The organism is Chromobacterium sp. FG22 (assembly GCF_057809415.1).
The window spans coordinates 98204-123831 of the sequence record NZ_JBMDJX010000002.1; the positions used below are offsets into that span (position 1 = coordinate 98204).

Consider the following 25628-nt stretch of genomic DNA (forward strand, 5'->3'; position numbering starts at 1 on the left):
GCCGTGGATTGGGGGTCTTGCATGGAGCGCTCCTGAAGGAAGGGAAAGAGCACAGGCTCCCGCCCGCCGGGGCGGGGCTGTGAGGGGAAGGGAGAAAAGACGGGAAGGTCCGCGCTCGGCGCGGTTTAAGGCTGGTAGGCGAAGTAGACGTAGGTATGGGCCGGCTTCAGATCCTTGAACAGATCTTCCAGCCGCGGGTCGCCGAAGGTGGTCAGGCGTTCTCCGGCCAGCGACTGGCCGGCGCGGAAAAAGTACGGCCGGGTCTTGGCGCCGAACACGGTGACTTGCCACACCCAAGGGATGTCCGCCGTCCACAGCTGCTGGCCGGCGCGGTTGAGACCGGCGCGGAACGGCTGCGGCTCGCTGATGGCGATGCGGTAGCCCATGCCCGACGCCAGCCGGGTGAAGTAGGGAATGGACAGGCCGCCGGTTTCCGCCAGCTTGGCCAGCACCGCCTGCTGGCGCTGCTGGTAGGGCGCATCCGTCGGCGGGGTCAGGCCGCAGACGCGCTCCCAGTCCGGCAGCAGGCCTTCGGCCAGCAGCGGCGTGGTGGCGCCCACCAGCTGCCGGGCGCCGTTCTGTACCCGGTCCAGTGCCGCGCCTTCGCTGCCCAGCTCGGCTTGCAGCCGCGGTCCGTCCGGACTGTAGCTGACCGGCGGCAGCAAGCGCGTCAGCAGTTCGCTATGCGGGGTTTGCGGACTCATTGCATCCCCCTCACCGTGAGTTTGCCCAGGCGCAGCCATTCCACCGTTTTCTCATTCACCGCCGGCGCGATATTGTCGGCGGGCGACAGCAATTGACGGTCCACCACGCCGGGCAGGTCGGAGATCAAGGCTTCCAGCCGGCTCTTGTACAGCTTGCTGCCGGGGGCCAGGCTGGAGAAATGGGCGGCCAGCACCTGACGCAGCGGCTCGGTGACGGCTTGCACAGTGGTGCCGTCCACCGTCAGCGCCACCTCGATATCCACCGGACGCGGCGTGGGCGCCAGCACCAGGCAGTTCTTGGCGGTGACCGGACGCAGGTCCTCGATATGGGCTTGCACCGCGGCCAGGGTGTCGGCCGAGGGCAGGCTGTCCTGGGCGGTGATCACCACGTCCACGGTGCCGAGGCCGCGGCGCAACGGGTAGACGTAGGCGGCGGACACGCCCGGCACTTCCAGCGCCCAGCGCCGGTAATCATGGCGGTTGCCGCCGGCCGGCGGGCGACGGATCAGCTCCAGCAGCCGCGCCAACAAGGCGGCGTCGTCCTCTTCGTCCACGCCGCCGTCCATGCTGGCGAAGCTGACGCGGCTGGCCAGGCCGCTGGGCGCGGCCATCAGTTCCGCCACCGTGCCCGCCGGCACATTGCCGGCCAGGCCGGGCAGATCGGCGGCCACCGCCGCGCGGGCCTGGCCGTCCACATCCAGCTGGCCGCCGGCCTGAGTGGTGTAGAGCTGTTCGCCCAAGCGCACTTTCAGGCCGGCGGCGAAGCCGGCGCCGGGATTGCCGCTCAGTTGCAACAGGCCTTTGGCCGCCACCGGCGGCTTGCGGCTGAGACCGCGCACCCGGGCGTGCTGTTCCAGATAGTCGCGGTCGGCGCTGTCCGGGAAGATCTGGCGGGCGATCCAGCTTTGATGCTGGTACAAGCCTTCCACCGCGCTGGCGACCGAGCTGGCGCGCACGTAAAAGTCGCTGTCGGGACCGACGTCGGCGTCGGCGCGCAGGTTTTGCAGATCGCGCAGCAGCGCGCCGCGTATGGTTTCAAAATCCGGGGTGGACAAAGGCATCAGGCTATCCTCACATGGTGTTGGAAATGTCGGGTCTGGCCGCCGGCCTCTTCCACTTCGACCAGCAGCAGCAAACGGCCGCTGCCGGGGCGCTGCGCCTCTACGCCGACGCGGCGGGCACGTCCGTCGCGCAACAAGGGTTGCAAGGCTTGTTCGGCGTATTGGCAGGCCAGCAGGTCGATCTGGTTGCTGTCCTTGCTGCGAGACAATAGATGCAGGCGGGAGCCGAGTTCGGGATCGGCCCACCAGCCGCCCAGCGGGGTCATCAGCCTCAGGTAGACGGCATTGGCCAGGGTGTCGGTGGTGCCGCCGGCGTAATCGCCGGTGATGGGGTCCAATAGAGGGTCCATGGCGTTATTTTCCGGGTTTGCAGGGGTTGGGGATAAGGGACGCGGGTCAGTGCCGGCGAACATTCAAACAAGCGATATCAACAGCACGCTTGGTGAAAATCGTGTTTTACAGCGGTGGGCTGGTCGTACCGTGCACGCCGTTATGCTGGTGGCCCACCAGGCTCTTGCCTCCGGCCACCACGTCGCCGCTGACGGTGACGCTGCCCTGAATGGCCATGCCGCCATTGCCTTTGATCTGACCTTGCGCCACCAGCTGCGCGCTGGTGCTGAGCGTGGGCGTGGTGAAGCTGGCCTGTTCGCTGGCGTTGACCTGCCAGTTCTTGCAGCGCAGGCTGAAGGTGTCGCACTCCACCTCGATCAAACGGCCGCGTTTAAGCACGATCTTGCTGCCTTCGTCGCTGTACAGCGCCACTTCGCCGGGTTTGAGCTGCTTCAACCGGTAGTTGCCGTGCTCGGTGGCGATCACCACGCCGTGGCTGCTGCGCCCGCCCAAGGGCAGCACCACCGCCATGCTGCCCGGCGGCGGATTGGCGCTGTAGCCGTAATGCTGGAACAGCTCGGCGTCCTGCAATTGCTCGCCGGCCAAGGCGTCGGCCTGCACGGTTTGCACGTCGCCGGCGCTGTCCACCCGGGTCAGCACCGCGCGAAAGCCCTGCCGCACATTGCTGAAGGCGCGACGAATTCTCTGGTCTACGTCATTCCACATCGTTTCAACCTTTCTTTGTCTCAGCGTTTGCGCATGACCGGCAGCCAGCGGCCGTCCTCTTTCAACGTCAGCCGGGTAGTGCTGCCCTGCCCGCGCCCGCCGCTGAAGGTGCGCGCCATCAGGAAATAAGTGCCGCCCTTGATGCCGTGCGGCTCGCTTTCCACCTGGATGCGCTGGCCGGGGGTCCATAGTTCGCCGGCGCTGTTGCGATGTCCGGCCACGGTGGCGCTAAGGGTGTAGCCGGCCAGCCGCGCGTCGGCCAGCATCTTGTCCGCGCGCGCCGCCAGTTCCGCCGGGTTGGCGGCGTCCGGCTCCACCACGATGCGCGGTTTGTGATAACGAACATCCGGGTCCGCGGACTGGTGCTTGAGATCGTGTCTGCCCGGGGTCAAGGCTTGACGGTGGCCCTGGCCCAGCAGGGTCAGCTGCGAGTAGCGCGGCGCGTGGGAACGGGTTTCCGCCAGGCTGAGCACATTGTTGCCCTTGCCGTCGCGACGCAGGATCAGCTTGGCCTTGGCCGGCGCGCTGTAGTCCGGTCCGCCCACCACCAGGGTGCCGTCCGGATCGAACCAGGCGGCCAGGCCATTGGCCGCGGCGGCGCGGGTGAGCACGTCCCAGGCGCTGTTGCCCGGGTCCACGCTGATTTTCTCGATTTGGCCCTTGGCCTTGCCGTCCACGCGCACCCGGCTGACGCCCAGCGGCTTGATCACGTTCTCCAGCACGTCGCTCAGCGTCATGCCCTTGCCGGTGAGCAACGGCGCGCTGCAGTCCAGCAACATGCCGGCCAGATCCCGGCCCGACAGCGTCAGCTGGTGGCTGCCGGCGCCTATGCTGTGACTGATGTCGTCCACCCGCCCCTGCAGCACCACGTCCGCGCCCACCAGCACCTTGACCTCGGCGCCCGGCTCCACCGCCGGCGGCACCTCGCCGCCGGGCAGGCCCAGCGACACCTGCCAGGCGTCGGCGGCCACGGTCAGATCGGAGTCGATGCTGTACTGGGTCCAGTAACGATGGGCCTTGCCGGCGATCTCCAGGCTGACTTCGTTCTTGGCCGAGGCGCTTTTAGCGGGCGTAACCATGGATCAACTCTCCTGCTTGCAGATGGTTGGGATGCGCCAGCTGCGGATTCAGGCGCAGCAGTTCGGCGGCGCGGCCGCTATCGCCGTACCACAGGTGGGCCAGCTGACGCAGATTGGCGGCGGATTCCACCTTGCGGGTAATCAAGGGCGGCTTGGCGGCCACCAGGCCGGCGGCGCTGCGCTGCACCTGCAGGCCCAGATCGCGCAGGCTTTCAATCACCTGGCGCGCGTCCTCGCCCGGCAGCGCCTTGCGCCATTGCTCTATGGTCTGCTGCAAGGTGGCGCGCACGTCGCCGGCCACTTGCTCCAGCGCTGGCGGCGTCAATGTCGGCTGCGCGGCTTCCGAGCGGAACAGATCGGCGGCGGCGTTCGCCATCGAGGTGGACACGGTCAGCTTGAGCAAGGCATCGATGCGGATCTCGTCCTCGGTCCATACTTCCAGCGCCTTGCCGGCTTGGTTCAAGGCATCGGACGCGCGGCCGATTTTCTTGGACACACCGTTGAGCCTGTCCTTCATCGCGTTCCAATCGGCCAGGGTGGCCTGCGGCAGCTTGGCTTCCGCCTCCCACTTCAGGCCCGGCCAGATTTCCAGCTTGACGCCAAAACGCCAGTTGGCGACCTCGTCCACCAAGGACGTCACCTGGCCGATGAAGGCTTGCGGATAGGCCAGCAAGTCCACCACCTGGGCAATGCCTTGCTGCGCCATGCCGGCAAGCTGCCGCACGGTATCGCTCAAGCGCACGCGCAGCGCGCCCAGCCGGGTCAGCGCGGTATTGGCGTTTTGCAGCAGGCCCTGAGCCTTGGCGAAGGCCTCGCCGCCCAGGCTGCGCGCCTTGGCCGCCAAAGCGCTGATGGCCTCCACCTGCTGCAAGGGCTGCTGGCTGGCGAAAAAGGGATTGCCCGGCGTGGCCTCCACCCAGTTCGCTTCCACGGTGCAGGAATCCGGCGCGTCGGCCTCGTGACTGATCTGGTAATCCAGCAGTTGCGCCTTGGGCATGCTGCCGAATACCGGGTGGATCAACTCGCCCGGACCGGCCTGGTCCAGCGCGGCGACGAAGTCGCGCAGCCGCTGCTGATAATCGCGGCCCCAGAAGAAGACGCTGAGCGAAACCTTGCGCGCCTTGCGGCCCAGGTCTTCTACGTCGGCGCCGTCCAGATAGGGATATTCGTGCATCGCCTGGTCGCGCTGGGCGCTGTCCACGCTGCGCAGGCATTCGAAGCGCACCCCGCGGAAACTGGCGTCCACCAACGCGCCGGCGGCGGAACCGGCAAACAGACTGAGATTGAACATCAGCTTCTCCTTTGTTGTTGGCTATTGGCGGCGTTGACGGCGGCGACGATATTGCCGTTTTGGACGTCGACGGTGACTTGGATGGGTTGGGACAGCACGCTGCTGAGTTGGGACAGGGTGGCTTGCAAGGCGGATAAGATAGCTTGTAGCTGGATGGCATCTGCAGCGACAGCACTTACACCGACACGAGGTATTGCGACTCCGCCTCCAGGCTCTGGTGTAGCATCTGAGACTGACGGAATTATCTTCGTTACATTCTTTTTACCAGTAACTGCACCTTGTTTTTTAGGGGTCTCAGCCTCTTTAAACTTCGGCGTTGTAACCCCTGCTGGCTTTCCGACGGAGCCTTTCACAGGCATGTTTTTTTTCACGGCCCCCTCTCTACTAACATCTGCTTGCTTATTTCCTTGAAGCCCACCCCTCTCTTGCTTCTTTATATTTTCAGAATCTCTTTTGACAGCTTTCTCTATTTTTTCAATATTATTTACTTGATTATCTGCAACACTTTTTAGCCTTAGCACCCCTTTAAATTTTTCATTCCACTTATCTTTTTGCAAATATGTTGTTGCAGGACCTGTACTTGTTTGAGAACCAAAGAACTTGGCCTTCCCATCTTTATCATACCCCTCAAAAATTGCCACATGCTGTCCACCACGTCCACTGAACATCATTAGGTCACCAGGTTGCATCGCTCCTGGTTCAAGGGCCTTATTTTTTGGAATAGGCGTAAAGTTTTTCTTAGCTAGGTTAGTAACATTATCTCCATTAAATAAACTACGAGTTGTAAACCCAGCTTGAGACGGTAAGCCATCAAGACTTATGCCACTCTCCACCAACGCGCGCCAAACCAATGCAGAGCAGTCAACCCCTTTTAGACCATCACCATCACCATCCTTCTCTAATCGACTCGCATCAGTTTTACCGTTAGGTGATTTGTTTTTATTTTTTCCATCCGGCCTTCCATACTCGAAACGACCCGGGACAAAATAGGATTTTGCCGCCTGTATGATTTTGGCACCCTGGCTATTGACAATGCTCAATTCATTTTCTTTTTTCCCAGTATCTTCTGACTTCGTCAAAGACATCAGCATTTCAATTTGCTTTTGAGCCTCATCCTCCATAAGCTTTAAGAATGTTTTTGTTTTTCCGTTGCCATTACCTTCTTGTTTTTTTTGATGTATTTTACTTTGACTAGCATTAAGATGCTTAGACCCATCAGCAACTTTCGGCGCTAACTCTTTGATAGCTTTTCGTGCCAAAACAGCATACTCTACAGTAGAGGTTCCATTACCATCTCGTACAGCATTATTATTTTTAAATAGCGCATTAGCACCGCCTGCGCCTTTTAAATGAGCAGCGCCGGCATAAGCTGCCAACGTTTCCGCTGAATCTTTTTCACTTATTGCTTTAAAGTGAATGCCCTGTTGAATTTGCTTATTGGTATATTCTACAAACTTTTTATCTTGTAATGCTTTATCTGCAAGAAATGACTCTAGCCCGCCTTCAGTCTTCCAGTTTGACTTGTCGCGCAAAAACTCTTCCTGAAGGCTATTGTTTTTTTTATACCAAGCGGCTCTCCATTTTTTCGCCCCATATTGCTTCTTCAACTCTGCAATTTTTTGATTGAATTTCTCCCGATCAATCAGTCCAGTTTCTACCAATGCTTCAGCACCGAATTGATACTGACCAAAATACCCTTGATGATTATCTTGATTAACAACACCTCCACTCTCTCTTTGCATCACCGCCGATGCATATGCTCTAGTCTCAGAGTCACTCAGCCCCTTTATTTTCTCTTGACTTTGAAATCTTAATGCATGGTCAACGTAATCAAACCCATGATCACGTGCCCGTGCCTGTGGTTTTACTTTTTTTTTACTTGCCATGAGCAATGTCCTTTGGGATGCAAAATAAGAAGAAAACTACCTGCCATATAGCAGGCAGTCTTCCAAAGGTGATGCCTAGGTTTTATTCCACCACTTTACGCAGCGACAGCAGCTTGATATCGCGGCGCGCTTCGCTCTCCACACCGTATTTCTCGCCCACTTCCAGCGTGAAGCAGTCCAGGTAGCTGGTGCGCTTGCCGCCCGGCGCCACCGGGAATTCGGTGAGCTTGGCGCCTTCGATCGCTTCCCAGTCCAGCTCGCCGGACAGCGGGATGGAGACGGTGACGGACAGCTCGTATTCCGAGATGCCGCGCGCGAAGCCGCGGGCGCGGCCGCTGCTGTTCATGGTTTTCACCAGCTTGCGGCCGGTCTTGCTGCTGACGTTCAGATCGATGACGTCGATTTCCTGGCCGTTGACTTCCAGTACGATCGAACCTGCGTATTCTTTCAAAGCCATGTGAATGTCCTTTTCGGTTTCATGTGGGCGGCCCGGCCGGTTTGACGGCGGGCCGCCGGATCAAGCGTTAACGGGGGAAAACTAGGTCCGCCCGGGTAAGCGCGCGGGAGCAAGACGGCGCGCCGCGGCACCCCGCGTGTTTACCCAGCGCCGCTTACAGCAGCAGATCGATGCGGCCGGCGAACACGTGCAGGCCGTTGACCACGTCCACCGGGATCTTGGCGTCCAGACGGTTCACGTCTTGCGCGTCGCGCTCAACGATCAGGCCGTCCTTGTTGGCCTCCACCGCCTCGATGATTTCCAGCTCTTCCAGCTTGTAGAGCACGTCCAGCAGCTCGGAGCGGACCTTGGACGGGGTGCGATCGGACAGTTTTTCGCGCGGGAAGCGCAGCGCCACGCGCTCGCGGCAGGCGCGGCGCACGTAGTCCAGGGTGCGGATGGTGGTCAGATCCAGCAGCGACACATCGTCCACGCCCTGCGCGTCCTTGGTGTAGGTGCTGATGGAGCGCACGATCTGCACGCGTTCGCCCGGGCCCACTTCCAGCGGGGTCACGCCGTTGTAGAGGGCGTTTTCCTGCTCGGTGCGGCTGGTGCGGGCGGCCAGTTCCACCACGTCCAGGCCTTTGAGCTCCAGGGTGTTGAGCGGACGGGCCGGATCTTCCTCGCTGGCGATCACTGCGGCGTAAGCGGCGGCCAGTTCGCCCGGCAGCTTGGCGGAGCCGCGATACCAGGCGGCGCTGACGCGGCCGCTGGCCAGTTTGGAGGCGACGGCGCTGACTTCCGACAGCGCGCCGACGGCGCCGACCACGCCGATGGCGCCGCGTTGCTCCATCGGACCGGACACGAAGTCCAGATGGGTGCGCAGCGCGGTGAAGGCGGTGTCGTTGTTGAAGGGGTTGACCACGATGTGGTGGCCGCCGCTGACCACGGCCGCCAGCGCCGGAGCGATGTCCGGATCGGCGGCGCCGCCCTTCATCGCGCCCACGGTGATGCCGAGGCCGGCGATCTGTTCCTGCGCTTTCAAGGCGACGGCGTTGCCGGCCGCGCCCTTGTGGCGAGCGGTCAGGGTCAGCACTTCCTTGGCCGCGGCGGCGGTCACCGGCAGATCCGCCAGCTTGTCGACGGCGGTCTTGGCGGCAGCGGCGATCTTGGCGGCGTCATCGCCTGCGGCCACGGCCACGTCGATGCGGCGGCCGCCGATGAACAGGCTGGCCACGCCGGCGCCGGTGGCCGGGCCGGTGAAGGTGAAGGTGCCGACGGCGGCGGCGGCGCTGTCCGCGTCGTCAACCGCGATCACGCTGAGTTGCAGATAGGGGTTGGCGTTGATGGCGGCGCGGGCCAACAGATGGGCGTAGGAGCCGCGGCCGAAAGCCTGGGCGGCCTGCTCGTCGCTGAACACGTCCAGCGCGGCCAGAGCCGGTTGAGCGGAGTCGGCGAAACGCTGGCCGATCACCAGCACGCGCTGCGGATTGCCCGGCAGGGTGCGCACCGCCAGCTTGGTGTTGAACTCGAAGTATTTGCCCGGCTTGCGGATGGACGCCGGAATCTGGTCGAAGCTGATGTTGGGGCTGGCCATAAAGTATGGGCTCCTGATTGATGCGGTTGGGGGAAAGTCGCCGCGCCGGACAGCGCGGCGGGATACTGCGAAAAATCAAACGGCGGGCGGCTTGGGCTGCAGCACGACATCCTGGGCCTTGACGGCCGTTTTGCCGTCCAGGCTGTAGTCCAGCCGGGTGCTGCGCCATTCGGCGGCGGGACCTTCCAGCCTGCCGCCGAAGCGGGCGAACAGCTGGTCCGGATCCGTCTCGCCTTGCGGCGACGGCCAGTGGCCGTTGTCCAGCGCCTCGTCCAGCCAGTGGGTGGCGAAATCGCAAGCCACCAGGCTCCAAGGCTCGCCGTCCCGCTGCGCCTGAGCCAGCGGTCGCACTTGCTCGGGAATCAGCGGCGACACCGCCAGGCCGAAATCCTGGGCCGCCAGCAAGCGACGCACCGCGTAAACCAGCTGCCAGACGCCGGCGCCGGCGTAGCCGCGATCCGCCTGCAGGCGGTCGCCGACGATGACGGTGAAGCGGGCCTGCGCCTTGTAGCGCTGGCGTTGGCTGGCCGAAGGCTGGCAGGCGATAACGCCGCCGGCCACGGTCCACAACGCCGGCAAGCGCGCCAGCGCCTGCGGATTCAGACCCGGGCTGCCCGCCGCCGGCGTCAGCCGGCTTTGGTAACGACCTTGCGCCAGATCCAGCCCGCAGAGGCCGGTTTCGTCCAGATCGGCCGCCACTTCGCGCACCATGCGGCCCAGGCCTTGGCGCAGGCGGTCGGCGATGGCGTCTTGCAGTTGGATCAGCTGGGACATGATTTCCTCAATGATTCAGCGGTTTATCGATACGGCTATTGTCTCGCGCCCGCGGTTTTGCGCTTAGCTGAGCGATGTCAGTGGGGGCTTGCTGCCGCGGGCGCGGCCGAGGTGGATCAGGCCTTGATGCAGGCCAGCAGAGCGAGGTTGCGAGGACGGGCGGCGCCGACCGAACTGAGGTAGTTGCTCAGCGCGCCCTTGACGCCGGTCACATAGTGCATTTCCAGACCGGGGTAGCCGGCCAGGTCCGGAACATCCGCGCCGAAGGCCGCGGTGCCGGCTGCAGCCTGACCGGTGCCGACATTGGTGCTGATGTTGTACAGCTCGTTGTCGCTGAAATACTCGTTGGCGGCGACCAACGTGCCCTTCTGCGCGCTGCCGAGCTTGCGAGCCGGATCGACACCGCGGCCATCGTCCCAACCACGGATGAATTCGCCGCGCAGATCGGGCAATTGAAACAGCTCGGTGTTTTCCGGACGGGACGAGCCGGTTTGTTCACCTGGCGGAGTGAACTCGGCCTGGTAGCGGCACTTCTTGGAAATCATCCAATCCTGGAAGTAGCCGCCGGCGGAGTCGGCGTAAATCGGGTCGTGGCCATCCACCGAGAACACGATGGTGTTGTCCGGAATATTGACTTTCAGCTCAGTCTTCAGGCTCCACGCCAGCTTGCCGTCGACAAACAGGCGATAGGTCGCGCCGTCGTAACACAGCGCGATGTGATACCAGCGGGCCTCAGGAAACGCATTGGCCTGGCCCTGTACGCCTTCGCAGATAAAACCGGAACCGGGACCGGCCAACCAAACCATCGGCGCCTTGGTCTGCGAATGGATGCCGAGACCGATCTCGCCCCAGGGCGCCGAAGCGTTCATGCCGAAAATCCAGTTGGGATGACCGGTGAACATCGGGTAATGCCAGCCTTCAATCGTGAACGCGTCCGGGTTGAACTTGCTTTGCACGGTGAAGCGGGCGTAATGGCCCTTGGCCTTGGTCTGCAAACTGGTTTTGCCGAATTTGCTTTGCTCGGAGCTCAGGTTCGCGGCGCCCACCAGCACCGCCTCTTTGCCGCTGATCAGATCGATCAATTTGTTGCGATCGTCAAACTTGAGCAGCGCCTGGATATCCGTGTCCATTTCCTTGTTGGCGAACATATCGCCAATAGCCTGGTACAAAGAGGCATATTGCTGTTTGGACACCAGCGAGCCATCCGCCTTGATCCAGCCCGCCGGCGCTTCCTTGCGGGCGAAATACTGGATGGCGCCGCTCGGAACCGAAGCGCCCGAGTTTGCGCCGTCGTCGCAGCAGCACTGATTCATTTCGATACGTACGGGATTGGTTTCCGCTTGCCCCAGGACATTGACCTGGAATTGCGGCTTGATGCAGACAGTCGTGTTCGACATCTGGCTCTCCTTCTCTGGGTTGATTGAATACGAGGCAGAATCGGCGTCGCGCCTTGGATGCTGTTACCGATCCGCAGCGCGTGGGCGGGGGGAGGAAAATAACTTGGAACCGGTGTAGAAATGCACGCGCGGCATTTACGCCAAAGCTGTTTGCGCGCTCAGTGGATTAAGCGCTTGAGGAACTCGCCCAGCAGCGTCACCGCCAGCGCGGACACCGCGCCGGACAAGGCGCCGCTGCGCGCGGCCTGGACTTCGACGTCGCGCAGGCGGCTGTCCAGCTCTTCCAGTTTTTTGTCTTGTTTGGCGAGGTGGGCCACGATCATGTCCAGCTTGCCTTCTATGCGGCCCAGGGCCATCAGATTGTCATGTTCCACGTGAAACCCGCCTTTCAGCCTTCGGCCAGTTGTTGGCAAATCACGCAGCGGGTGCAGCTGGGCATGATCGCCCGTCGCGCGGACGGAATGGGGTCGCCGCAATCCTCGCAGTGGCTGTAGCCTGTCTGGTCGAACTGCTGGTAATGGCGGGCAATCGCTTGCTCGCGGAACTCGGTTTCCAGCTCGCTGGCCCGATCGAAAAAGTCGCTCATGGTTGTGGTCCTTCGGAAGTAAACAGCCCGCCGAGCGCCGTCAGCCTTTGTTCCAGCTGCTGGCACCAGGCGCCGTAATCGGCGGCGTGAGCCAGGAGGTCTGCTGCCGGTAGCCCGGCGCCGGCGGAGGCGGCTTGATGGGGATTTGCAATAGATACGGGGTCGGTTGCGGGCACTGCGGCGGCGGCGTAGCCGAGGACTTGCCGGTAGAGGCGCAGGCTGTCAGGGCCAAGGCCGCCATAGCGGCCGCCATCCTGTTGCACGACATATTCGATCCTTTGTTTCTGGTCTCGCAGCCGCTGCTGCAGATCCTGTTGCTGACTCAACAAGCGCGCCTCCTGCCTGCCCAGCAGTTCGCGCAGACGTTGCTGCTGCTGCAAGGCCGCCTGCAGTTGCAATTGGGCGCGCTCCGCTTCCGCGGCCTGGCGGCCTTGATCCGCCGCCCGCTGTTCGGCCAAGCGCGCGCGCCAGTTCTCCGCGCCGTGACGCAGCCCCAGCGGGTAGGCCAGGCCCGCCGCCAGCAAGGGCGGCAGCAGCCAGCCCCCCAATTTCAGCCATGCGAAGCCCGGCCCCATCAGCGCCCGCCTCGATCGCGCCAGGCGGCGATCAGCCGCAAGCCGGCGGAGTAGCCGCCGACGATGCCGAGATAAATCAGCCAGATATCCGCACCCAGGGTGCCGCGCAGCCCTTCCACCACGAACAAGAGCGTGGCCGCCGCGCAGGCGATGTTCGCCCACAGCCGGGAATGGCTCAGCCGGCGGCCGCCGGGCCGGGTCAGCAAGTCGGACAGACGCATCATTTTTTCTCCTTGTCGAGGTCGGTCGGATTCAACTCAAAGTGGGGAAACTCGCGGAATGGCGCGTCCGGTCGGCCATACCAATTCAGGCCTAGCGCGGCGCCGATCTCGCCCATCAGCTGCCAGTGCGGATGGTGGGCGTCCCAGACCGGCTTGCCGCCAATCAGCGGCACCACGTCGAAGGCTCGCGCGGCCGGACTGCCGTGCAACATGGCGTTGTGCGCGGACTGGCCCGCGCGGGCGTTGGTGACCTTGAGACCGGGCCGGCTGCGGCCCTGCGCGTACAAGGCGTCCTGTTCCGCGCCGGAGCGCCAGGTGCAGGTGATCAAAGCCTCCACGCCGGCGTCGCGGCAGCGCCGCACAAAGGCCTCGGCCAGGGGTTGCAACTGCGGATGCAGGTCGGAAATAGCTCTGCTGGCCATGAAAACTCCTTGTTGTTGGCGAAACGTGGCTCATCGGCCGGCCGCAAGCCGGCCGCCTTGCGCGGCGCGCGCGCTGCCCTGCCAGGCAGAGGCGGAACCGGCTGAAAACAAACAGGAGAAATCGGAAGAGAGGAGAAGCGGAGTACAGCCTTAATGCAGATCTTGACTGGGCGTTTTCAGCACGCGCCACACCATGCGGTCGCTCAGTTGGAAGCGGATGGCCAGCACGCTGACCGCCTCGTTGGCGCCCAGGCCTTGGTCCAGCAGCTGATCGAAGTCGCTCAACAGCTGCTGATTGCGCGCCAGACGCAAGGCTTGGCTGCAACGCGGCACGTACAGGATGTCGCCGCCAAAATGATGGGTCAGACTGGCGGCGGCGTCCTCCCCTATCACCTCCACCAACGCGGCGAAGCGCAGCTGGCCCGCCTTGCTTTGGTTTTTGGAGATGGGCAAGGTGGTGCCGCCCAGCGCCTGCACCAGTTGCAAGGTGCGCGGCAGCCCGATCAGCTCAGCCACCAGGCGCATGGTTTCGGGCAGGGCCGGGGCAATATTGGCTACGGTCATCGCGGAAATCTCCTTGTGAGCACGGAACAAAGACGATAAGTTCTAAATGAGTTATAATTAATCAAGGCCATGTACGCCGTTCGCATTTAGAACTCGTGTTCTAAACGCTGTCAAGCCCATGAATTCTATTGAAATCGGCCTCGATAGCATATTCTTCTACGGGGGGATGGCTGGGGGCATATTTGTTTTGAACTTTACCCAGGTGCATGAGTGCCATTTTAGTTCAAAATATAAAACCGATCAATTAGTACGATGTCACTACCTGTCCTTTTGTACAGGGCATTTGACCGGGCCGGGGCGCCGGCCTCGCACGCCAAATGGAGTTCTATATGGAAAAAAACTTGGAACAGAGTGACTTCAAACAGCGGCTGGAGTCGTTGATAGGCGCGGAGAAGCCCTACGCCTGGGCCACTCGCATTGGAATCAACAAAGGCTCGTTCACCAATATGTGGTATCACGGCGGCGTGCCGCGCGCGGCCACCGCCAGCAAGATTGCGGAGGCCAGCGGTTGCAGGCTGGAATGGCTATTGCACGGCAGCGGCCCGCAGTACGACGCGGCGCCGCCGGTAGGCGCCTCGATTAGACTAGAACGCGATTCGGACTGTTTTGTACCCGACAACGTCCATGATGAGTTCTGTTTCATCCCGCGCTATAACCTGAAGGCTTCGGCCGGCTTTGGTTCCAATGCCAGCGAAGAGGCGCCGATGTTCTATATGGCCTTCCGCAAATACTGGATCAAGAACCATCTGAACGCCTCCGCCCGGGACTTGGCGGTGATCAGCGTCAAGGGCGACAGCATGAGCGGCGTGCTGGAGGATCGCGACACCATCCTGGTCAACACCGCCGAGCACTCCCCCGGCGAGGGCCTGTACGTGATCCGCATGGGCGAGGACATCTTCGTCAAACAGTTGCAGCGTTTGCCCGGCGGCGCGGTGCAGGTGCGCAGCGCCAATCCCTTGTACGAGACCTTCACCGTGGACCTGCAACGCAATACCGGCGAGTTCGAGGTCATCGGCCGCGTGGTCTGGTTTGGCCGCCAGATCGGCTGACCCGGACCCGACGCGGGTGTAAACTGCTGTTTTGCCGCACCGCATGAAACGAGACACCACCATGATTCAACACATCGAAGCCAGCCTGAGCGAGGCGCAAACCGCCTTGGCCAATCTGCTGGCCAACCCGGAAGCGCTGGCCAGCATCGACGCAGCGGCGCAAACCCTGATCGCCAGCCTGACGGCCGGCGGACGCGTCTTTTCCTGCGGCAATGGCGGTTCGATGTGCGACGCCATGCATTTCGCCGAGGAACTGACCGGCCGCTATCGCAAGAACCGCCGCGGCATGGCCGCGGTCGCCATTTCCGACCCCAGCCACATGACTTGCGTGGCCAACGACTACGGCTACGAGTTCGTGTTTTCGCGCTATCTGGAAAGCCACGCCCGCGCCGGCGACGTGCTGATCGGCATCAGCACCAGCGGCAACAGCCAGACCATCGTCAACGCCGCGGAGGTGGCCCGCGACATGGGCGTCAAGGTCATCATCCTCACCGGCCGCGCCGGCACGCGGCTGGAGCCGCTGGCCGACGTCTACGTCAACACGCCCGGCGGTCAGTTCGCGGACCGGGTGCAGGAACTGCACATCAAGGTGCTGCACATCCTGATTGAATTGGTGGAACGCCACTTCTGCCCGGAAAACTATTGAGTTCCCCTTTCGTCACGCTTGCCATTGTGCGGAAGACGCGCGCCGCGCCCTATGCGACGCCTGTCAGTACAACGGCATGACGGCGCCGCGTAAAAAACCGCCGCCCGGTCAACCCGGCGGCGGTTTTGCTTTACGGCGGCGCGGCGCTAGCGGTTGAGGAAGGCGCCGATGCGCTGATACACCGCGCGGCATGCCTCGGGCACGATGGCCTCCAGATTGAGAAAGGCGTGCACCATGCCGTCCAGGTGCATGTGCTCCGCCTCCACCTCCGCCGCGCGCAGCTTGTCCGCGTAAAGAAACGCCTCGTCGCGCAGCGGATCGAAACCGGCCGACACCAGCAGGGTCGGCGGCAGTTTGCGGCTGAAGCCGCCATGCAGCGGCGAAGCCTGCAGCCGGTTCTCGGCATGCTGGAAGTAATTGTCGAAATACCAGGCCACCCGCGCCTTGGTCAGCAAATAGCCTTCGCCGTTCTCGTCCACCGAGGGCTGGCTCAAAGTGTAGTCGACGCTGGGATAGATCAGCACCTGACGCTTGATCCGCAAGGAGGCGTCGTACTGGCCCAGGCCGCTGAGGCTGGAGGTCAGCGCGCCGCCGGCGGAATCTCCGGCCAGCGACAGCTGACGCACATAGGGCAGCTGGCGCGCGTCCAGCGCCTGCCACAAACCCTTGGCCACGACGGCGGCGTCCTGCAGGCCCGCCGGATACGGGCTTTCCGGCGCCAGCCGGTAGTCGGCGGCCACCACCACGTGCTGGCTGGCGGCGGCCAGGCGCCGGCAGATCGGGTCGTAAACGCTGACGCTGCCCACCATGTGTCCGCCGCCGTGGAAAAACGCCAGCACCGGCAGCGCGCGCTTCGGGTCCGGGTGGTAGATGCGCACCGGCACGGTGAAGTCGCGGCCCGACACCAGATCGTCGTTGACCCAGGCGATGTCCGGCCCCGGCGTCACCATCTGCCGGGTCAGATTGGCCAGCGCTTCGCGCGCGCCGATCGACGTCGCCTTATAGCCTTTGGCCACCAGTTCGGCCAGTTCGCGGTTGTATTCCTCCAGCCAGACGGCCAGAGCGGGATCGAGCTGATGCATGCGAGCTCCTATCGGCCCAGCGTGATGGACGGCGCGCGGGCGCAAGCGGGAAGAGGGGAAGCCGGACGCGAAACGCGCTGGCAGGCTATTCCGTCTACGGATTTAGCCAGCTTATACCATTGGTATTACAGCGCAAGCCCGCCGCGCGCGCCTGGCATGCCCGCACCCTTAGAACCTGTTCAAAGCCTGCTGCGCGTCGTGGACGCGTTACACGGTGTGCACACCTTCGAAATGCTCATGCAGCACGAGCACATTCCGCTTCCTCGGCTGTTTTCGCCTGGTCTCGCCCTTGCTCGCGAGATTTTGAACAGGCTCTTTAGGCGCTCAGCCAAACAGCCGTTCCAGCAGGCTGGGTTTGCGCGTTTGCAACAACTGCTCGGCGCCCAAGAGCAAATCGTCTATCAGCCCCGGGTCGGCGCGCGGTTGCCGCGCCTGCGCCGGATTGGAACGGCCGGACGGCGCCAGCTCCAGGTTCGGCCCGCGCCGCGTCAGCCTATAGCCGCCGGCGCAGCTGGGACAGAAAATTTCCTCGCCGTCGGCCATGCCGCGCGGCACGGCGATGATGGGGCCGCAGCCCTGGCAGCTTTGCAAGGGAATGCCCGGTTCGCTGTGGCCGATGATGTGATCGAAACGGCCGGCCTCGCCCAGCTGGATGAAGCGCTCGCCCAGTTCGCGGTCGAACTGGCTGCCCAGGTTCTCCCGAATGATGGCCAAGGCGCGCTCCTTGGGCATGCCCCGCCGGTACGGCCGGGTGCTGGTCATCGCGTCGAAGGCGTCCGCGATGCCGACGATGCGCGCCGCCAGCGGTATCTCCTTGTCCCTCAGCCCCTGCGGATAGCCGCGGCCGTCCGGCGTTTCGTGGTGGCGCAGCACCGCGTCCAGCGCCAGTTCCGCCAAGGGATGATCGCTCAACAAATCCGCGCCCACCTGCGGATGGGTCTTGATCACCTCGTATTCGGCGTCGCTGAGCTTGTCCGGCTTGTTCAGCACCGCGTCCGGCACGCCCACCTTGCCCAGATCGTGCAGGAAGCCGCCCAGCGCGATGCGTTCCACCTCGGACTGCGGCAGGCCCAGATGATCGGCCAAGGCGTAGCACAGCCGCGACACCCGCCATAAATGCCCGCCGGTGTAAGCGTCGCGCGCCTCCACCATCATCGCCATCGTATACAGCGTTTTCAGCAGCTCCCGCGCTTGTCGCATCTCTATCCCCGCATGCCGATGAGGCCCGGCCGCGAGAGCGATATCTGCAAGCGCTCCGGCGGCGACTCAGGCCGAATGATTTCAATATGGCATATCAATGCGGCTTTGCTGCGCTGGCAGCAATACGACAGTCAAACGCCCGGAAATAGAGCAATCATTCCATTTGCATGAAATTTTCATTTTTCTTGGCTAGCCTAGGCGGCACGCGGATTGCGCGCCGCCCGCGGCGCCGGTCCATGCGTTTTCGCCGTCGCCTGACGGCGTTCCACACGAGGAGACAACAATGAAATCGCTGCTATTGCTGGGCCTTGCCCTGGGCCCCTTGGCCCATGCCGCCGCCGCCGAACCGATTCAACCCGATCCGCGCTACAGCCATGTGCTGTCCTCGTCCGGCCCGCTCAGCCGCGAACAGCTGCTGAAGACGGCTCCGCCGGCGCCGATGAGCCGCGCCGCGCGCGGCGACGCCAATATCGAGCTGATGTCGGTGCCCGGCCCGGCCACCTACACCTATTTGCGCTGCTATTACCGCACCGGCAGCGACGCCGCCAAGCCCACCACCGACTACGTGTGGGGGCTGGACCCCAGCAGCGGCGATTACTACCGCTTGAACGGCTACTGGTGGTCCAGCAGCGCGCTGGACTGGAAAAACATGTATTACACCGACGTGGCGCAGAGCACGCTGCAATCGGTCTGCCGCAACACCTTGCAGAAAAAAGGCATTCAGCAGAACCCGGCGATGGTGTTCGCCGCCGACAACCAGCTGTCCTTCAACTACACCGTGTGGACCAACGGCAAGGCCGGCCAGGGCGCCGCCGTCAACAAGATCGTCGCCTTCGGCGACAGCCTGTCCGACAACCAGAACGTCTACAACGCCTCGATGTGGACGCTGCCCAACCGCAACAGCTGGTTCCTAGGCCACTTCAGCAATGGCCAGGTGTGGGTGGAATACCTGGCCGGCCGCCTGCAGCTGCCGGTGTACAACTGGGCGATAGGCGGCGCCGGCGTGGACACGCAAAAACTGGTGATACCCGGCGTGCAGCAGCAGGTGCAGTCATGGAAGGATTACATGAAGCAGGCCCGCGACTACGATCCGGCCACCACCTTGTTCACCATGCTGATCGGCGGCAACGATTTCGTGAACTACAACAACTCGGTGGACAAGGTGATAGGCGGCCAGAGCCAGGCGCTGACCAACCTGATCGACGCCGGCGCGCGCAACATCCTGGTGCTCAATCTGCCCGACGTGTCGCGGGCGCCGGTATTCCAGTTCAAATCCGGCGCGGCCCAGGTGGCCGTCCAGGTGCGCGACTACAACCAGCGTCTGAACGCCCTGGCCGACCAGCTGCGTCTCAAGTACGGCAGCGGCCTGAATCTGCGCGTGTTCGACAGCTACGCGCTGTTCAACAAGGTGCTGAACAACCCCTCCGCCTACCAGTTCAACAACACCACCCAGTCCTGCCTCAACATCAACGCGGACTCCAGCACCAACTATCTGAGTTCGCAGAGCCCGCGCGCCAACTGCGTCAATCCGGACAGCTTCGTGTTCTGGGACACCCTGCACCCCACCACCCGCACGCATAAAGTGCTGGCGGACGAGGTGTACGCCTTCCTGAACGGCTCCGCCGCCCTGGCCCGCCGCTGAGCCGCCGCGCGTTCTCCAACAGGCCGCCGCAGGCGGCCTGAGCCCGCGCGGAGAGGACGAGGCCCGGCTTTGCCGGGCCTTTGGGCGACTCGCGGATGCGCTTGGCCCGCCCCTGGCCTATTGTTTTGCAAAGGGTTTTCCCGACACGCATTTGAGCGCGGCTGCGGCAAAGCATACAATGAAGGATTTTCCGGCGCGCCCGCCTCCGCGCAGCGAGCCGGCCCGGAACCGCAAGCGAAGGCCCCCGATGTCCTCCCTGACCCCATTGCTGCACAGCGCCGAAGCGGCGCGCGCAGAACTGATCGCCCGGCTGCAAGCCGAAGACACCAATTGTTACCGCCTGTTTCACGGCAGCGTGGAAGGCATGCCCGGCCTGACCGTGGACCGCTACGGCGAGCAGCTGCTGGCGCAAAGCTTTCACCAGCCGCTGAGCGACGACGAGCTGGCGGAAATCCGCGCCCATTACCAGGCCAGCCACCCCGGCCTGCCGCTGATGTACAACGACCGCAGCGCCGGCAATTCGCGCATCGGCAACGCGCTGAGCCTGGAACAGCAGGCCGAGGCCGAAGCCGACCACACCATTCGCGAGCTGGGCGTCAACTACCACTACCGCGCACGCCACAAGGGCCAGGACCCGTGGCTGTTTCTGGACCTGCGCGCCGCGCGCCGCCATGTGATGCAGCTGGCGGCCGGCAAGAGCGTGCTCAATCTGTTCGCCTACACTTGCGGCGTCGGCGTGGCCGCGGCCAAGGCCGGCGCCAGCTTCGTGATGAACGTCGACTTCGCCGAATCCAGCCTCAGCATCGGCCGCGCCAACGCCAAGCTCAATCTGCTGGCCACCCGCCCGCGCTGCGTGCAAAGCGATGTGTTCGCCGCCCTCCGCCAGCTGTCCGGCATCGGCCAGCCGGAACGCGTGCGCGGCAAGAAAATGCCGCCCTTCCCCAAACTGGAAGCGCGCCAGTTCGACCTGGTGTTCCTGGACCCGCCGCGCTACTCCAAGAGCCCCTTCGGCGTGGTGGACCTGATCAACGACTACCAGGCGCTGTTCAAGCCGGCGCTGCTGGCCACCGCGCCCGGCGGCACGCTGATCTGCTGCAACAACGTCGCGCAAGTGGACGGCGACGCCTGGCTGGAAGCGCTCCAGCGCAGCGCGGCCAAGGCCGGCCGCGAAGTGCGCGCGGCGGAATGGATAAGCCCGGACGCGGACTTCCCCAGCCCGGACGGCAAACATCCCTTGAAGATTGTCGCGCTCAGCGTCTGATCTGTGCTCTTGACGGCTTGAGGCTACGCCCCAGTTGCCGCGACCAGATCCAATCTGGCTAAACGCCCGCCTTGCGCGGGCGTTTTTGCATGAAAAACCACACCGTTTGAACCATATGGCATTTTTACGGATGATTTAAAATTACCGTTTATTTTCACCTGTAAATACTTAAAGATCCCGGTACGGCATCACGCCGCTACAGCCGCGCTAGACGGCATACAACAGACAGCTTGACTCAAATCACGTATCGGGAAAGTCTCTATGAAACCTCAACTGCTACGCGGCCTGCTGGCCGCGGCCGGCCTGTTCGCCGCCAGCCAGGTTCACGCCCAGCTGGACCCGCAACTGGACTATCTGTCCCCGGGCGGCCCGCTCAGCGAAGCCCAGGTCAAGGCCGCGGCGGCCAAACCGGCCGTGGCGATGGGAGCCGCCACCTACACCTATCTGCGCTGCTATTACCGGCTGGACATGAGCCCCGGCAAGCCGCAAACCAATTACCACTGGGCGCTGGACCCCAGCAGCGGCGATTACTACCGCGTCAACGGCTACTGGTGGTCCGGCAGCATCGTCGCGCTGAAGAATATGTTCTACAGCGACGTGGCCCAGGACACCCTGGCCGCCGTCTGCCAGAAGACGCTGGCGGCCAAGGGCCTCAGCCGTCCGGTGGCGCTGTACGCCGCCGCCAACAACCAGATGTCCTACAACCACACCATCTGGAGCCAGGACAGCGCCAGCCAGCCGGCCGGCGTCAACAAGCTGATCGTGTTCGGCGACAGCCTGTCCGACACTCAGAACATGTACGGCGCCTCGCAATGGCGGCTGCCCAACGCCAAGAGCTGGTTCATCGGCCGCTTCAGCAACGACCGGGTCTGGGTGGAATATCTGGCCGAACAGCTGAAGCTGCCGATCTACAACTGGGCGATAGGCGGCTCCGCCGGCGATCAGCACCTGGTGGTGCCGGGCTTGCTGCAGCAGGTGGAATCATGGTCGCAATACATGCAGAAAGCCGCCAATTACCGGCCGGAAAACACCCTGTTCACCATGCTGATAGGCGGCAACGACTTGCTCAACTACGGTCGCACCGTGGACCAGGTGATAAGCGATCAGGGCAAGGCGCTGGAACGCATCATCACCGCCGGCGCGCGTCACATCGTGGTGCTGAACCTGCCCAACCTGGCCCGCACCCCGGCGGCCCAGGCCAGCGGCAAAGCCGCCGCGCTGGCGCCGCAAGTGCGCGACTACAACGCCAAGCTGGCGCTGCTGATCACGCAATTGCAGCAGAAGTACGGCAGCACGCTGAAGCTGAATCTGTTCGACAGCAACACCTTGTTCGACGACCTGCTCGACCATCCGGCCAAGTACCAGGTCAGCAACGCCACCCAGTCCTGCCTGGACATCGCCGGCAACGCCAGCCTGCCCTATATCTGGGAGCAGAAGCCGCGCGCGGAATGCGGCAATCCGGACGCCTTCGTGTTCTGGGACGTGCTGCACCCCACCACCCACACGCATAAGCTGTTGGGCGGCTACGTAGCCAACTTCGTCAAGGCCGCGGACCCGGCGGTCTCCGCCGCGGCGGCGCTGAAGGCGCGCCGCTAAGCGCTGACCCCAAGCCGCCGCCATCACGCGGCGGCTTGGGGTAAGATGCCGGTTTCAGCCGGACTTTCCGCCATGAGCCAGACACCGCAAACCGTCCTCAGACCCTGCCCCAAATGCGGCGCGCCCGCCTTGCTGGTCAAGGCCGGCTCCCGCCGCTTCTGGGTGCAATGCAGCCGCTATCCGGACAACGGCAATTGCAGCGCCATCGGCGCCCAGGCCGACAACAAGAAAGAAGCCGTCGCCAACTGGAACGCCGGCCGCTGAGCGCGCACCATGAATCTCTCGCCCTATCTGCTGACGCCGCTGCTGCTGGTGTTGTCCAATGTGTTCATGACCTTCGCCTGGTACGCCCACCTGAAGGACATGTCTTCCAAGCCCTGGTGGCTGGCCGCGCTGGCCAGCTGGGGCATCGCCTTGTTCGAGTATTTGCTGCAGGTGCCGGCCAACCGCGTCGGCTACGGCGCGATGACGCTGTCGCAGCTGAAGATCATTCAGGAAGTGATATCGCTGTCGGTATTCATACCGTTCGCGGTGTTCTACATGAACCAGCCCTTCCGCTGGGACTATGTCTGGGCCGGGCTGTGTCTGGTGGGCGCGGTCTACTTCATGTTCCGCGGCTGAAGCCGGCTACTGGTTGGCGCGCACCCAGCGATGCCATTGGGAGAACAACTCCGGATTGAGCGCGGCGATGGCGGAACGCTTCCAGATCACATCGCTCCAGTAATCGTCGCTGTTGAGGCTGGCGATCTGGCCGCCGGCCTCTTCCAGGATCACCGCGCCGGCGGCGTAATCCCACAGCCGCTGCCCGCCATGAAGATAAAGATCGTAGCGGCCGGCCGCCAGATAACACCAATCCAGCGTGCTGGAACCCAGATTGCGCAGGCTGCCGCAGGGGCAGGTGCTGCCGATGCGCGCGGCCAGCTTGCCGGAGCGCAGGTATTTGACCTCCACGCTGGCGATGGCGTCGCACATGGTGTTGACCACGGTTTTCAGCGGCAGGCGCTGACCGTTCAGATAAGCGCCCTCGCCGCGGCTGGCGTAGAACATTTCCTGGGACACGGGGTTGTAGATCACGCCCAGCCGGCTCTTGCCGCCCACCATCAGGCCGACTGAGATGGCGAAATACGGCAGGCCGTTGACGAAGTTGGTGGTGCCGTCTATCGGGTCCACCACCCACAAACCGTCCTGATTTTCCGCCCACAGCCGGTCCTGCTCGGCCAATTCCATCTCCTCGCCCAACACCGGGTGCGGCAGGATGCGGGGCAAGGCGGCCTGCAAAGCCTGCTGGCAAGCCATATCGGCCTCGGTGAACAGCGTGCCGTCGTCCTTGCGGCTTTTGCCCACTCGCAAAAAGCGCGGCATCACCTCGTCGCGCGCCACTTCCCTGAGCACCTGCATCACCTGTTCCAGCACCTGCATTCGTTTTCCCCCAAGGCCGCTGCAATCTATTTGCTGCAATCGCAGCAAACAAAGCAAAATACCGGTATCAACAGCGACTTTCAATACGTCATGCCCAGGTTTTACATTGACGCCGACCTCAGCGTCGGCCAAACGCTGGCCCTGCCGGACACCGTGGTGCGCCATGTCCAGGTGTTGCGGCTAGGCGCCGGCGACGCCGTCACCTTGTTCAACGGCCGCGGCGGCGAGTACGCCGCCACGCTGGACGCGGTGATGAAGCGCGACGCGCATTGCCTCATCGAAGGCTTCGACGACGTTTCACGTGAAACGCCGATCTGGCTGGGCCTGGCCCAAGCCATTTCCGGCGGCGACAAAATGGAGTTCACCCTGCAAAAAGGCGTGGAAATGGGCATATCCGCGTTCCAGCCCATCGCCGCGGAGCGCTCCATCGTCAAGTTGTCCGGCGAGCGCGCCGACAAGCGCGTGGCCCGCTGGCAGGAGATCGTGATTTCCGCCTGCGAACAAAGCGGCCGCAACGCCATTCCTCAAGTATTGCCCATCCTGTCGCTGGAGCAATGGCTGAAACAGGCTCCGGACGCCGACGCGCGGCTGATTCTGTCTCCCGCCGGCACCCGGCGCCTGGCCGACATCGCCGCCGCGCCGGCGCGCGCCTGGCTGATGGCCGGCCCGGAAGGCGGTTACTCCGCGCGCGAAGAAGCCGCGGCGCTAAGCGCCGGCTGGACGCCGCTGAAACTGGGGCCGCGCATCCTGCGCACCGAAACCGCGGCGCTGGCCGCGGTGGCGGCGATACAGACCGTGTGGGGGGATTACCGCTAGCCCGAGCGGCGCGGGGCGCTCTGCCCCGCTATAGGAAACGCAGCGGATCTATCTTCCACTTGTCCGGCGACTCATGTTTGACGATGCGGTCGCCGCCGCCGAAACCCATGCCGCGCGACAGGTCCACCAGCTCCGGGGGGATGTAGACATTGCTCTTGGTGCTGAAAAACACCTTCACCTTGGGCGAGATCAGATTGCTCTCGTTCTGCTCCACCACCACGCCCAGCCGGCCGCTCTCCAGCCGCACCAGGGTGCCGATAGGATAAATGCCTATGCTGCGCATAAAGGCCTGCACCAGCTGCGGATTGAAGTGGAACTTCGACCACTCGTAGATCTTGCGCAAGGCGTCGGTGGGCGCCATGCCCTTGTGATAGCAGCGGTCCGAGGTCAGCGCGTCGTAGACGTCGACGATGGCCGCCATCTGCCCCAGTTGTGAAATCTCCTCGCCCTTGAGCCCGGCCGGATAGCCGCTGCCGTCGTGGCGCTCATGGTGCTGGGCCGCCACCAGCACCGCGGTTTCGGAAATGCCGGTGGTTTGCAGCAGGATCTGCTTGCTCTCCACCACATGGCACTTCATCACCGAGAACTCCTGCTCGGTCAATTTGCCCGGCTTGTTGAGGATGCGGTCCGGAATCTTCATCTTGCCGATATCGTGCAGCATGCCGCCGATGCCGGCGTGATGAATCACCTCCTTGCTCATCCCCATCGCGTTGCAGAAACTGACCATCAAGGCGCCGACGCTGACCGAATGCTGGAAGGTGTAATTGTCCTTGTCCTTGATCCGGCACAGCGACAGCAGCGCGCCGCCGTTGCGCAGGATGGACGAGGTCATCTTGCTCACCGAGGGCTCCACCATCTCCAGCTCCACCTGCTTGCCCAGACGCACGTCCTTGAGAATGCCCTGGATGATCTGGTTGGCTTCACTGTGGATCAGCTGGGCGCGGCCGAACTCGGCGCCGGCCTCCACCTGCCGCTCCAAAATGGTTTCGCTGCTGCCGAACTCGCGGATCTGCTCCTCCAGCAGCTTCTTCACCTCGGTGGCGGTCGGCGCGGAAGGCAGATCCAAGCCCTTGCGCGTGTCGATGTACACCTCGTGAATGCCGGAGTCGGCGATCTTGTGGATCTCTTCCTCGTGCTTGATCAAAAAACGCTTAAGCAAAAAGGGGTGCGACATCCAATCGCAGTTCAGATCGTGGATGTACATGCCCACCTTGAGATCGGCCACTTCTATGCACTTGATCATTCTGTGCTCTTTATCCCGCCGCGCG

At 63.2% G+C, this 25628-nt stretch carries 29 protein-coding genes; 8 read left to right on the plus strand and 21 right to left on the minus strand.

The features are described 5' to 3' along the window. Positions 1–125: 125 nt before the first annotated feature. The 17 genes from ACODSD_RS02515 to ACODSD_RS02595 all read right to left on the minus strand — a co-directional run bounded on the left by ACODSD_RS02515 (position 126) and on the right by ACODSD_RS02595 (position 13649). Positions 126–704, minus strand: a complete 579-nt coding sequence (locus ACODSD_RS02515; protein ID WP_253315718.1) for a YmfQ family protein — start codon at positions 702–704, stop codon at positions 126–128. Further along, a complete protein-coding gene (locus ACODSD_RS02520; protein ID WP_488876724.1) occupies positions 701–1765 on the minus strand; it encodes a baseplate J/gp47 family protein in 1065 nt (354 codons plus the stop codon). The genes ACODSD_RS02515 and ACODSD_RS02520 overlap by 4 nt, the downstream gene beginning before the upstream one ends. Beyond that, positions 1765–2115: a phage GP46 family protein gene (locus ACODSD_RS02525; protein WP_107801249.1), complete on the minus strand. Its 351-nt coding sequence runs from the start codon at positions 2113–2115 to the stop codon at positions 1765–1767. Before ACODSD_RS02525 ends, ACODSD_RS02520 begins: the two co-directional genes overlap by 1 nt. 106 nt (positions 2116–2221) lie before the next feature. Beyond that, positions 2222–2821, minus strand: coding sequence for a phage baseplate assembly protein V (locus tag ACODSD_RS02530; protein ID WP_474455033.1), 600 nt, complete (start codon positions 2819–2821; stop codon positions 2222–2224). A 20-nt stretch (positions 2822–2841) separates the two neighbouring features. Next, positions 2842–3900, minus strand: coding sequence for a phage baseplate assembly protein (locus ACODSD_RS02535; RefSeq protein WP_227105782.1), 1059 nt, complete (start codon positions 3898–3900; stop codon positions 2842–2844). Further along, a complete protein-coding gene (locus tag ACODSD_RS02540; protein WP_488876725.1) occupies positions 3884–5191 on the minus strand; it encodes a DNA circularization protein in 1308 nt (435 codons plus the stop codon). Before ACODSD_RS02540 ends, ACODSD_RS02535 begins: the two co-directional genes overlap by 17 nt. Continuing rightward, positions 5191–7077, minus strand: coding sequence for an NlpC/P60 family protein (locus tag ACODSD_RS02545; RefSeq protein ID WP_474455036.1), 1887 nt, complete (start codon positions 7075–7077; stop codon positions 5191–5193). Before ACODSD_RS02545 ends, ACODSD_RS02540 begins: the two co-directional genes overlap by 1 nt. Positions 7078–7159: 82 nt before the next feature. Further along, the gene (locus ACODSD_RS02550; RefSeq protein WP_474455037.1) at positions 7160–7534 is read right to left on the minus strand and encodes a phage tail protein; all 375 of its coding nucleotides are present in this window, start codon (positions 7532–7534) and stop codon (positions 7160–7162) included. 154 nt (positions 7535–7688) lie between these two features. Next, positions 7689–9110, minus strand: a complete 1422-nt coding sequence (locus tag ACODSD_RS02555; protein WP_488876726.1) for a phage tail sheath C-terminal domain-containing protein — start codon at positions 9108–9110, stop codon at positions 7689–7691. Between the two features lie 75 nt (positions 9111–9185). Next, positions 9186–9884 carry a DUF1834 family protein gene (locus tag ACODSD_RS02560; protein ID WP_107801254.1) on the minus strand — a complete coding sequence of 233 codons (699 nt, stop codon included), beginning with the start codon at positions 9882–9884 and terminating at the stop codon, positions 9186–9188. Positions 9885–10000: 116 nt separating this feature from the next. Then, entirely contained in the window at positions 10001–11281 is a 1281-nt protein-coding gene (locus tag ACODSD_RS02565; RefSeq protein WP_488876727.1) for a tail fiber protein, read from the minus strand. A gap of 158 nt (positions 11282–11439) precedes the next feature. Next, on the minus strand, positions 11440–11655 hold the full coding sequence (locus tag ACODSD_RS02570; RefSeq protein ID WP_019102036.1) for a hypothetical protein: 216 nt from the start codon (positions 11653–11655) through the stop codon (positions 11440–11442). Between the two features lie 14 nt (positions 11656–11669). Further along, complete coding sequence (locus ACODSD_RS02575; protein ID WP_043589247.1) at positions 11670–11867, minus strand: TraR/DksA family transcriptional regulator; 198 nt, start codon at positions 11865–11867, stop codon at positions 11670–11672. Further along, on the minus strand, positions 11864–12442 hold the full coding sequence (locus tag ACODSD_RS02580; RefSeq protein WP_146176760.1) for a hypothetical protein: 579 nt from the start codon (positions 12440–12442) through the stop codon (positions 11864–11866). Before ACODSD_RS02580 ends, ACODSD_RS02575 begins: the two co-directional genes overlap by 4 nt. Next, positions 12442–12666: a hypothetical protein gene (locus ACODSD_RS02585; RefSeq protein ID WP_227105798.1), complete on the minus strand. Its 225-nt coding sequence runs from the start codon at positions 12664–12666 to the stop codon at positions 12442–12444. Before ACODSD_RS02585 ends, ACODSD_RS02580 begins: the two co-directional genes overlap by 1 nt. After that, a complete protein-coding gene (locus ACODSD_RS02590; RefSeq protein WP_107801257.1) occupies positions 12663–13085 on the minus strand; it encodes a M15 family metallopeptidase in 423 nt (140 codons plus the stop codon). Before ACODSD_RS02590 ends, ACODSD_RS02585 begins: the two co-directional genes overlap by 4 nt. Positions 13086–13235: 150 nt before the next feature. Beyond that, entirely contained in the window at positions 13236–13649 is a 414-nt protein-coding gene (locus ACODSD_RS02595) for a Mor transcription activator family protein (protein ID WP_048415913.1), read from the minus strand. Positions 13650–13978: 329 nt separating this feature from the next. Here ACODSD_RS02595 and ACODSD_RS02600 point away from each other — a divergent pair, with 329 nt between their 5' ends. Together ACODSD_RS02600 and ACODSD_RS02605 are read left to right on the plus strand one after the other, a co-directional pair. Continuing rightward, on the plus strand, positions 13979–14698 hold the full coding sequence (locus tag ACODSD_RS02600) for a S24 family peptidase (protein ID WP_158274387.1): 720 nt from the start codon (positions 13979–13981) through the stop codon (positions 14696–14698). A gap of 61 nt (positions 14699–14759) precedes the next feature. Beyond that, the gene (locus ACODSD_RS02605) at positions 14760–15344 is read left to right on the plus strand and encodes an SIS domain-containing protein (RefSeq protein ID WP_107801259.1); all 585 of its coding nucleotides are present in this window, start codon (positions 14760–14762) and stop codon (positions 15342–15344) included. A 146-nt stretch (positions 15345–15490) separates the two neighbouring features. Here ACODSD_RS02605 and ACODSD_RS02610 read toward each other — a convergent pair whose 3' ends face one another. Then, the gene (locus ACODSD_RS02610) at positions 15491–16426 is read right to left on the minus strand and encodes an alpha/beta hydrolase (RefSeq protein ID WP_107801260.1); all 936 of its coding nucleotides are present in this window, start codon (positions 16424–16426) and stop codon (positions 15491–15493) included. Between the two features lie 324 nt (positions 16427–16750). After that, positions 16751–17626, minus strand: a complete 876-nt coding sequence (locus tag ACODSD_RS02615) for an HD domain-containing phosphohydrolase (protein ID WP_235085663.1) — start codon at positions 17624–17626, stop codon at positions 16751–16753. A gap of 283 nt (positions 17627–17909) precedes the next feature. On the opposite strand from ACODSD_RS02615, the gene ACODSD_RS02620 reads away from it, so the two are divergent. From ACODSD_RS02620 to ACODSD_RS02640, 5 genes are all read left to right on the plus strand, one after another. Beyond that, positions 17910–19268: an SGNH/GDSL hydrolase family protein gene (locus ACODSD_RS02620; RefSeq protein ID WP_488876728.1), complete on the plus strand. Its 1359-nt coding sequence runs from the start codon at positions 17910–17912 to the stop codon at positions 19266–19268. A gap of 247 nt (positions 19269–19515) precedes the next feature. Further along, positions 19516–20529, plus strand: coding sequence for a class I SAM-dependent rRNA methyltransferase (locus ACODSD_RS02625; protein WP_107801262.1), 1014 nt, complete (start codon positions 19516–19518; stop codon positions 20527–20529). A 261-nt stretch (positions 20530–20790) separates the two neighbouring features. After that, the gene (locus ACODSD_RS02630) at positions 20791–22125 is read left to right on the plus strand and encodes an SGNH/GDSL hydrolase family protein (protein ID WP_488876729.1); all 1335 of its coding nucleotides are present in this window, start codon (positions 20791–20793) and stop codon (positions 22123–22125) included. Positions 22126–22197: 72 nt separating this feature from the next. Then, the gene (locus ACODSD_RS02635) at positions 22198–22389 is read left to right on the plus strand and encodes a Lar family restriction alleviation protein (RefSeq protein ID WP_227105808.1); all 192 of its coding nucleotides are present in this window, start codon (positions 22198–22200) and stop codon (positions 22387–22389) included. Positions 22390–22398: 9 nt separating this feature from the next. Next, positions 22399–22746, plus strand: coding sequence for a DMT family protein (locus tag ACODSD_RS02640; protein WP_107801265.1), 348 nt, complete (start codon positions 22399–22401; stop codon positions 22744–22746). A gap of 6 nt (positions 22747–22752) precedes the next feature. Here the strand turns inward: ACODSD_RS02640 and ACODSD_RS02645 are convergent, their stop codons facing one another. Beyond that, on the minus strand, positions 22753–23544 hold the full coding sequence (locus tag ACODSD_RS02645) for an inositol monophosphatase family protein (RefSeq protein ID WP_048408466.1): 792 nt from the start codon (positions 23542–23544) through the stop codon (positions 22753–22755). A gap of 90 nt (positions 23545–23634) precedes the next feature. Here ACODSD_RS02645 and ACODSD_RS02650 point away from each other — a divergent pair, with 90 nt between their 5' ends. After that, the gene (locus tag ACODSD_RS02650; protein ID WP_227105810.1) at positions 23635–24360 is read left to right on the plus strand and encodes a 16S rRNA (uracil(1498)-N(3))-methyltransferase; all 726 of its coding nucleotides are present in this window, start codon (positions 23635–23637) and stop codon (positions 24358–24360) included. A 28-nt stretch (positions 24361–24388) separates the two neighbouring features. On the opposite strand, the gene ACODSD_RS02655 is transcribed toward ACODSD_RS02650, so the two are convergent. Further along, entirely contained in the window at positions 24389–25603 is a 1215-nt protein-coding gene (locus ACODSD_RS02655) for an HD-GYP domain-containing protein (protein WP_107801266.1), read from the minus strand. Between the last annotated feature and the right edge of the window lie 25 nt (positions 25604–25628).

Excerpts from the sequence above, each read along its gene's own strand:
- ACODSD_RS02540 (WP_488876725.1), bottom strand. The coding sequence starts at position 5,191 with ATGTTCAATCTCAGTCTGTTTGCCGGTTCCGCCGCCGGCGCGTTGGTG.
- ACODSD_RS02550 (WP_474455037.1), bottom strand. The coding sequence starts at position 7,534 with ATGGCTTTGAAAGAATACGCAGGTTCGATCGTACTGGAAGTCAACGGC.
- ACODSD_RS02620 (WP_488876728.1), top strand. The coding sequence starts at position 17,910 with ATGAAATCGCTGCTATTGCTGGGCCTTGCCCTGGGCCCCTTGGCCCAT.
- ACODSD_RS02565 (WP_488876727.1), bottom strand. The coding sequence starts at position 11,281 with ATGTCGAACACGACTGTCTGCATCAAGCCGCAATTCCAGGTCAATGTC.
- ACODSD_RS02635 (WP_227105808.1), top strand. The coding sequence starts at position 22,198 with ATGAGCCAGACACCGCAAACCGTCCTCAGACCCTGCCCCAAATGCGGC.
- ACODSD_RS02545 (WP_474455036.1), bottom strand. The coding sequence starts at position 7,077 with ATGGCAAGTAAAAAAAAAGTAAAACCACAGGCACGGGCACGTGATCAT.
- ACODSD_RS02645 (WP_048408466.1), bottom strand. The coding sequence starts at position 23,544 with ATGCAGGTGCTGGAACAGGTGATGCAGGTGCTCAGGGAAGTGGCGCGC.
- ACODSD_RS02595 (WP_048415913.1), bottom strand. The coding sequence starts at position 13,649 with ATGACCGTAGCCAATATTGCCCCGGCCCTGCCCGAAACCATGCGCCTG.
- ACODSD_RS02515 (WP_253315718.1), bottom strand. The coding sequence starts at position 704 with ATGAGTCCGCAAACCCCGCATAGCGAACTGCTGACGCGCTTGCTGCCG.
- ACODSD_RS02560 (WP_107801254.1), bottom strand. The coding sequence starts at position 9,884 with ATGTCCCAGCTGATCCAACTGCAAGACGCCATCGCCGACCGCCTGCGC.
- ACODSD_RS02605 (WP_107801259.1), top strand. The coding sequence starts at position 14,760 with ATGATTCAACACATCGAAGCCAGCCTGAGCGAGGCGCAAACCGCCTTG.
- ACODSD_RS02610 (WP_107801260.1), bottom strand. The coding sequence starts at position 16,426 with ATGCATCAGCTCGATCCCGCTCTGGCCGTCTGGCTGGAGGAATACAAC.
- ACODSD_RS02585 (WP_227105798.1), bottom strand. The coding sequence starts at position 12,666 with ATGATGCGTCTGTCCGACTTGCTGACCCGGCCCGGCGGCCGCCGGCTG.
- ACODSD_RS02575 (WP_043589247.1), bottom strand. The coding sequence starts at position 11,867 with ATGAGCGACTTTTTCGATCGGGCCAGCGAGCTGGAAACCGAGTTCCGC.
- ACODSD_RS02650 (WP_227105810.1), top strand. The coding sequence starts at position 23,635 with ATGCCCAGGTTTTACATTGACGCCGACCTCAGCGTCGGCCAAACGCTG.
- ACODSD_RS02625 (WP_107801262.1), top strand. The coding sequence starts at position 19,516 with ATGTCCTCCCTGACCCCATTGCTGCACAGCGCCGAAGCGGCGCGCGCA.
- ACODSD_RS02530 (WP_474455033.1), bottom strand. The coding sequence starts at position 2,821 with ATGTGGAATGACGTAGACCAGAGAATTCGTCGCGCCTTCAGCAATGTG.
- ACODSD_RS02655 (WP_107801266.1), bottom strand. The coding sequence starts at position 25,603 with ATGATCAAGTGCATAGAAGTGGCCGATCTCAAGGTGGGCATGTACATC.
- ACODSD_RS02590 (WP_107801257.1), bottom strand. The coding sequence starts at position 13,085 with ATGGCCAGCAGAGCTATTTCCGACCTGCATCCGCAGTTGCAACCCCTG.
- ACODSD_RS02520 (WP_488876724.1), bottom strand. The coding sequence starts at position 1,765 with ATGCCTTTGTCCACCCCGGATTTTGAAACCATACGCGGCGCGCTGCTG.
- ACODSD_RS02630 (WP_488876729.1), top strand. The coding sequence starts at position 20,791 with ATGAAACCTCAACTGCTACGCGGCCTGCTGGCCGCGGCCGGCCTGTTC.
- ACODSD_RS02600 (WP_158274387.1), top strand. The coding sequence starts at position 13,979 with ATGGAAAAAAACTTGGAACAGAGTGACTTCAAACAGCGGCTGGAGTCG.
- ACODSD_RS02640 (WP_107801265.1), top strand. The coding sequence starts at position 22,399 with ATGAATCTCTCGCCCTATCTGCTGACGCCGCTGCTGCTGGTGTTGTCC.
- ACODSD_RS02535 (WP_227105782.1), bottom strand. The coding sequence starts at position 3,900 with ATGGTTACGCCCGCTAAAAGCGCCTCGGCCAAGAACGAAGTCAGCCTG.
- ACODSD_RS02555 (WP_488876726.1), bottom strand. The coding sequence starts at position 9,110 with ATGGCCAGCCCCAACATCAGCTTCGACCAGATTCCGGCGTCCATCCGC.
- ACODSD_RS02580 (WP_146176760.1), bottom strand. The coding sequence starts at position 12,442 with ATGGGGCCGGGCTTCGCATGGCTGAAATTGGGGGGCTGGCTGCTGCCG.
- ACODSD_RS02615 (WP_235085663.1), bottom strand. The coding sequence starts at position 17,626 with ATGCGACAAGCGCGGGAGCTGCTGAAAACGCTGTATACGATGGCGATG.
- ACODSD_RS02525 (WP_107801249.1), bottom strand. The coding sequence starts at position 2,115 with ATGGACCCTCTATTGGACCCCATCACCGGCGATTACGCCGGCGGCACC.